This window comes from Alphaproteobacteria bacterium, assembly GCA_018667735.1.
Taxonomy (GTDB): domain Bacteria; phylum Pseudomonadota; class Alphaproteobacteria; order Rickettsiales; family JABIRX01; genus JABIRX01.
On the sequence record JABIRX010000064.1, the window covers coordinates 23,614 to 29,978 of the forward strand.

Here is a 6,365-nt window from a genome sequence, read left to right on the forward strand (position 1 = left end):
TTAATTCTCAACATCATCTGAGTTATCTAACATAACATGCCATTTTGGTCTTTTCCACGAATCTTTAAATTCCATCTCATTTGCAAAATATGATTTCTGCTTAAATTCATTACCATCAATAAAAGCCACGAAGCTAAAACTTTTCTCCCTGTTAAAAAACTCTTGTGAAAACACTTTAGCAATCTCATTAGGAGGAAGCACCTTTTTTCCAAGAACTGTTACAATAGGAAAAGAAAAACCCTCATTGTGATCTTGATAAGATTTATAAATTAATTCTGAGCAAACTAACTTATCATCACTTTCAAAATCAAAATCATAATCATAAGGACGACCAACATAATGAAAACTATTTAGAATCGCCTTAGCCTTTGATAGTTTAGAAATATTTGGTCTTAATACCGCTACAGAATCTGCATTGGCAGAATAATGAAGCGATGTAAAAATAACCCCAGGGGCAATAGATTCTACGACTTGCACCTCATGACCGAAATATTCTTCTAAGCTTTGGTTATATTGTTTAGGATATCTTTTCTTTAATAACTCCAAAAAATTACCATCTTGTTGCCCCTGAGACTTGACCCACTCAATAACCTCTTTATCTCTAAAATAACTCTCCCTATCTTCTACTGTACCTATATAAAGGGCTGCATGAGGCCAAAAACCAGGTAACCCTAGGTTAGATAAGTGCCACTCCCTTCTCTCAAGCAGAATATCTCCAGGTTGCAACTTTTTATCTAACTCCTCTATTTGTTCATCTGTAATTAAATATTTATTATGCCTCCATACTTTTGTTTTACCCAATAATAATGCTCGAGACTTGACTGGATACCAGGCTGTAACTGTAGCATCTTGAATAATTTTTAAGGCATTCTTTAATGTATCTTTTGGTCCATCGTACTTACCAGCCTTATACAACCAGCTAGAATCATTTTTTATTTGCTTACGTAACAAGCTCTCATTCGATTTATAAAACCGATAAGCTATTTGCAATCTTACAAACTCAGATGCTCGCGTCAAATTAAGGAATCTAAGCTTTAATTTAGCATAAGTATCTTTCTCAAGGTTTAGTTCTGGGGCTCCCTCATTTAATATCTTATGCAAAGAATCATTTTTATCTATCTCTTTAATAATCTCCATTGAATTACGATATTGAGCTAAAAAGCTTGCAAAAGATATAATGAAAGTTTTTCTCTTTAACTCACCTACAGAATGTTTATAAGCATAATCACTTTCTGATCCTATAATATCAAGCCTTCTTACTTGATCTAAAAACAATTTCCATGTTTGCCAAATTTCCAACTTATCTTTCCTATAAAAAATAATATTGTCCTTACTATTTTTCATAAAAAGATCAGGATGATTCTTAATATACTTAATAACCTCTTGCATCTTGATCCGGACTAACTGAATTTCTAACACATCTGCGTTAGAGGTTTCTTGAGTAATGCTCATCTTTTGAACAACATCAAATCTACCAGTACAACTCAGCAAGCAAATCGTAGAGAACAACAATGTAATTTTTATTAAAGCTTTAATCATACAGAAGGGTAAATTTGCATTATAAGAATATCAACCAACTCTTTAGGGTCTTTATTGGTAACCATTTGTAATTTACCTTTATGAGATAAATTTACAAGACCACATAAAGATGACCATAATATAGCAACAAATGATTTTGCCTTTTCGATGTCACCATCTTCATCAGCTAAATAATCTACTAATACTATAAATACATCTCCTACTTCCTTCAGTACCCAGGTAGGCACATCATTATTATTCATCATTTCCTTTTCAAATAATAACCGCCAATAATCATTCTTATGCTCAGCAAATTTTATAAACTCTGATGCTATAATGCAAAGTACCTTATCTTTTGACATGTCAGCGTTTTCACCTTTAGAAATAGAATCTTCTAATAAAGATTTTATTTGTCTTAAAGTATAGCTATTCACATGATAAATAATTTCATCAAGATTCTTAAATTGTTTATATAATGAACCGTTAAGTAAACTAGTCTTGCTCAGAATATTTCTAATTGTTAATTTTTCAACACCGTCACTGTCTATAATATCTAATGCTGCATTAATACATCTTTGCTTTATTAATTCGCCTTTTTTACCCATAATATTACCTATTTAGTTATCATACATTCATATACCAGATAAACAAAAAAATCAAAACAATTGATCTATGCTCAACTTTTTTATTGACACTGAGAAGCTTTCATCATACTAATTGAGCGTTGCTCAACATATTAAGGTTTAATTATGCAAAAAAAATATAATAATATCACCTCTAACCTGTCTGATTTAGAAAAATCTTTATCTTACCTAGCTTCAAACTATGCTTTATTAAGCAAAGTAAAAAATACAGAAGAATTGCTTCATTATATGACTCAGATTAAACAAAGTTTGACTAATATTATCAATGCAATAGAGCCACTGAATAGTAACATTGTTAAACAAAATAAGTCCGTTAAGCAACTTCCTCAAATATTTAACCAACAAAGAGATAGTAAATGATAGAATTATTTGGAAACAAAACCACAGCTTTTCTTGATTTATGGTCAATAGAGCATATTTTATCTGGGATTTCTATAGGAGCCATGGTTTCATTTATTAATTATAAATATCATAACTCTCTATCACCTAAAACATTAGTGCGAATAGATATAATAGCTATTTTATTTCTAGCCTATCTATGGGAATCAATTGAAATATATTTAGAGTTAGGATTATTAGGGTCACAAGTAGAATTCTGGCTAAATGGTATTGAGCACTGGTCCAATCGGTTAATTAGTGACCCACTAATGATGCTAATTGGTTATTTCATAGGTCTTAATTTCCCTATGACGATTCATCCCGCTAGAACACTTTCTGCAATATGGTTATTTGTCCATGTTTTTATTTTCCCACATTCTATGTATATACATGAACTTTTTTAACATCATAAATTATAGGTTAATAATATGAAAAGAGTTTACCAAGCATTACTTTATTCATTAGATGGAATAAAATTTACTATTCAATCAGAAAAGGCTTTTAGAGAGGAACTAGCTATTTGTGCTATTCTAATGCCAACAGCAATAATATTAGATGTTTCTATAATAGCAAAAATACTAATGATTAACAGCTTAGTTTTAATACTTATTGCAGAGCTAATTAATACTGCAATAGAAGTTTCTATCAATCGAATCTCTAAAGAAAAACATCCTTTATCTAAACATGCTAAAGATATAGGTAGCAGTGTAGTCTTGTTAGCAATTCTTAATAGCTTTTTTACTTGGGTAATAATATTGATTTACAGATTATTTGTGTAACTTTATCCAGACAAGAGCAAAAAAATTAATAAATATGGTTTATGCAAATTGCATATACCTTCTGCCCAATGGCGAATGTTAAGGAGGGTGAATTTTGCAAGGGCAAATATTTACTTTTTTGTTTTAGTGAGCAAATGGCGTAGCCAGAGAGAAAAAAGTAATAATTCGGGAGTGAAACGACGAACCCTTGAAAAAGAGGGAGGAAAGACCTTAAAAAGATGTTTGCTTAAATTATTTAGATTTGTTGAATTACAAAAGCTTGTAACTATGTATTCAAAGGTTGATCTAGCATGTAGAGTTAGGCTTCTAAACTAAGTTAGAAGTTTCTAAGTAGATGTTTTAGGTAGAGCCTGATAAACCTTATCTCTTTTTTCAATTATAGTAACATAAAGAATCTTTTCATCATATCTATAAACAACACGGTACTTGCCTAGTCTGATTCTATAAAATGGGTATCCAGTTAGTTTTTTACAGCCACTTGGCAAGGGATTTGTCGCTAAATCCTTTATTATTGATACTAATTTCTTAACAAGGACAAAATTAGAGGTTTTATTTTTTTTAATAAATTTCTTGCTATAGGATGATAATTCTATTTGCAGCATTTAATGATTATCTTGTCGAGTGATTTCCTGCAACAATTTTTCTGATTCTTCAACTCCTATGTAGCCCTCTTTTTCTGCTTTTAGAGCAAGTTCACCCAAATACTGATCTTCAAGTTTTGCTTCTCTTTGCATCTTTTCTTCTAAAGCTTCTAAAACATAGTCTTTCATTTTTTTTCCTACTATTGCGGCATTTGCTTTTACCTGATTTTTAAAATCAGATGGAATATCAATGGTCATTTTTGAAATACTCATAATAAAACCTGTATAAATGGTTATTTATACTTATATTATAATATGAGTACCTGTATAATACAAGTTTTTTATTTCTCACAATAATATTATAAATAAAGTATAAACAAACTTTATATAGCTTCTGTCCAATGGTGAATGTTAAGGAGGGTGAATTTTGCAAGGGCAAATTTTTGCTTTTTTGTTTTAGCGAGTGAATGGCATAGCCAGAGAGAAAAAAGTAATAATTTGGGAGTGAAACGACGAACCCTTGAAAAAGAGGGAGGAAAGACCTTAAAAAGATGTTTGATTAAATTATCTTCATTTTGACTGAAGACTCTATTGCTTTAGATGAGAGATGAAAGTCAAATTAGTTTGGCTTATTTTGGTTTTGAATATAATCTTTAAAAGGCTAGAATGATTAAAGAGCAATTGTTAATTTCGGTACTTGGAAGCATGTGAAGAATTAAGAAAAAATAATATCTTCTTTTTTTAAACTAATTTCTTGCTATGTTTAAAGATGAAAAACAAAAATAGTTTTATTGCTTGATAATACGTACATTATTGTGTACAATAGCAGTCATTGTTAATATTAATTTATTAAAATTATGAATATTTATAACTCAACAACAGCAAGGCAAAATTTTTTTAAGCTTATGTCAGAAGTGTCAACAACACATAATCCAGCAATAATTACAGGAAAGAAAAACAATGTAGTTATGATTAGTGAAGAAGATTATAATGCAATGCAAGAAACACTTAGTTTGCTGGCAATACCAGGTATGAGAAAATCTATCAAGGAAGGAATGGAAACAAAACTAGAAGATTGTGATAAAAAACTAGATTGGTAGAATGTGTTGGAAATTATATTTTACTAAGCAAGCGCAAAAAGACTCATTAAAAATTGCTAAATCTGGCTTAAAAAAGAAAGCAGAATTATTACTTGCTACAATATCTGAAAATCCTTTTGCTTTTCCATACGAAAAATTAGTAGGTGATTTACAGGGTTGTTACTCTAGAAGAATTAATATACAGCATCGTTTAGTTTATATGGTTTACAAAAAAGAAAAAGCTATAAAAGTAATGAGAATGTGGACTCATTATGAGTGAGAAAAATAAACTTAGTCAAAAAAGATAGAGAATTAAGAACAATAAGATTTGGTCTAGTTTTAAATGATAGTGGAAAAAACGAGTTGTTGATTAAACTAAGTTTTAGATATAGAAAACGAACAAGAACTACGATTTGCTCTGTTCCTTTTGAAGATGATTTTTTCTTTTAACCTAACTCTTCACAGCAAAAATTCACCCCTCATTCAAATACCTATAAATACTAGCTTTAGACAAATTATATTTCTTCATTAAATCTTTAATTTTAACCCCCTGCTCTCTTTCTTGTTTTAATAATATTATTTGTGCGGTTTCTAACTTCTTCTTTTTACCAAAGCTTACGCCATTGGCTAAGGCTTTTTTAATTCCATCCATTTGTCTTTCTGATCTTATCTCAGTTTCAAATTGAGATATTGCACCTAACATGTTAAATAACAGTCTGCCTGTAGCATCATTTGTATCTATATTTTGATCTAATACTTGTAATGCTACCTTCTTACTCTTTAATATTTCTGCTATTTGACATAAATGAAGAGTTGAGCGTGCCAAGCGATTAAGTCTGGTAATTACTAAGCTATCCCCTTCCCTTACATATTCTAAACATTCTTGTAGTTTTGGTCTTTGATCTGTAGTAGCTGATCTCTTCTCTTTGAATATCTTATCACAATTATTTAATTTATCTAATTGTATAGATAAACTTTGACCTACAGAACTTACTCTTGCATATCCTACTTTAGACATTTTTAATATTTTTAAATATTTTTCTTAATAAGCAATAATTATGTCTCATAATATCTTAAAGTATTTAATAATCAACTAATGAGACATTAATTGAGACATGATTTTGGATAGTCTCAAATAGTATAGTTTAAGATACCCATTACCTTTAATAAAGAAATCAAAAAAACTAACCAAAAAAATATATTGGATCGATTAAATGGTTAAGGATTAACATATAATAAAAGAACCAAGCTTTATTACTTATAAAAACAAATAAAGTAATATTTTAGCAAGAAAAGCTTTTTATACCAACTAAATATTTGCATAGACCTAAAAATTATGTTATAATAAGCAGCATAACTATTATTTTAGGGTATTATGAGCTTAAC

10 protein-coding genes are annotated in these 6,365 nt (G+C 29.6%); 5 read left to right on the top strand and 5 right to left on the bottom strand.

The window, feature by feature from the left end:
- A complete protein-coding gene (locus HOH73_06665; GenBank protein MBT5828535.1) occupies positions 1–1,452 on the bottom strand; it encodes a hypothetical protein in 1,452 nt (483 codons plus the stop codon).
- A gap of 83 nt (positions 1,453–1,535) precedes the next feature.
- Complete coding sequence (locus tag HOH73_06670; protein ID MBT5828536.1) at positions 1,536–2,123, bottom strand: TetR/AcrR family transcriptional regulator; 588 nt, start codon at positions 2,121–2,123, stop codon at positions 1,536–1,538.
- Positions 2,124–2,267: 144 nt separating this feature from the next.
- Here HOH73_06670 and HOH73_06675 point away from each other — a divergent pair, with 144 nt between their 5' ends.
- The 3 genes from HOH73_06675 to HOH73_06685 are packed head-to-tail and all read left to right on the top strand — an operon-like array spanning position 2,268 to position 3,319.
- The gene (locus HOH73_06675; protein MBT5828537.1) at positions 2,268–2,522 is read left to right on the top strand and encodes a hypothetical protein; all 255 of its coding nucleotides are present in this window, start codon (positions 2,268–2,270) and stop codon (positions 2,520–2,522) included.
- Complete coding sequence (locus tag HOH73_06680) at positions 2,519–2,944, top strand: hypothetical protein (protein ID MBT5828538.1); 426 nt, start codon at positions 2,519–2,521, stop codon at positions 2,942–2,944. The genes HOH73_06675 and HOH73_06680 overlap by 4 nt, the downstream gene beginning before the upstream one ends.
- 24 nt (positions 2,945–2,968) lie before the next feature.
- Positions 2,969–3,319 (top strand): diacylglycerol kinase, encoded by a 351-nt coding sequence (locus tag HOH73_06685; GenBank protein MBT5828539.1) that lies wholly within the window; start codon positions 2,969–2,971, stop codon positions 3,317–3,319.
- Positions 3,320–3,645: 326 nt separating this feature from the next.
- On the opposite strand, the gene HOH73_06690 is transcribed toward HOH73_06685, so the two are convergent.
- Together HOH73_06690 and HOH73_06695 are read right to left on the bottom strand one after the other, a co-directional pair.
- On the bottom strand, positions 3,646–3,921 hold the full coding sequence (locus tag HOH73_06690) for a type II toxin-antitoxin system RelE/ParE family toxin (GenBank protein MBT5828540.1): 276 nt from the start codon (positions 3,919–3,921) through the stop codon (positions 3,646–3,648).
- Positions 3,922–4,173: a hypothetical protein gene (locus HOH73_06695; protein MBT5828541.1), complete on the bottom strand. Its 252-nt coding sequence runs from the start codon at positions 4,171–4,173 to the stop codon at positions 3,922–3,924.
- Between the two features lie 584 nt (positions 4,174–4,757).
- On the opposite strand from HOH73_06695, the gene HOH73_06700 reads away from it, so the two are divergent.
- Together HOH73_06700 and HOH73_06705 are read left to right on the top strand one after the other, a co-directional pair.
- Complete coding sequence (locus tag HOH73_06700) at positions 4,758–5,000, top strand: type II toxin-antitoxin system Phd/YefM family antitoxin (protein MBT5828542.1); 243 nt, start codon at positions 4,758–4,760, stop codon at positions 4,998–5,000.
- A 1-nt stretch (position 5,001) separates the two neighbouring features.
- Positions 5,002–5,259, top strand: coding sequence for a Txe/YoeB family addiction module toxin (locus HOH73_06705; GenBank protein ID MBT5828543.1), 258 nt, complete (start codon positions 5,002–5,004; stop codon positions 5,257–5,259).
- 192 nt (positions 5,260–5,451) lie between these two features.
- Here HOH73_06705 and HOH73_06710 read toward each other — a convergent pair whose 3' ends face one another.
- Complete coding sequence (locus HOH73_06710) at positions 5,452–5,997, bottom strand: recombinase family protein (protein ID MBT5828544.1); 546 nt, start codon at positions 5,995–5,997, stop codon at positions 5,452–5,454.
- Between the last annotated feature and the right edge of the window lie 368 nt (positions 5,998–6,365).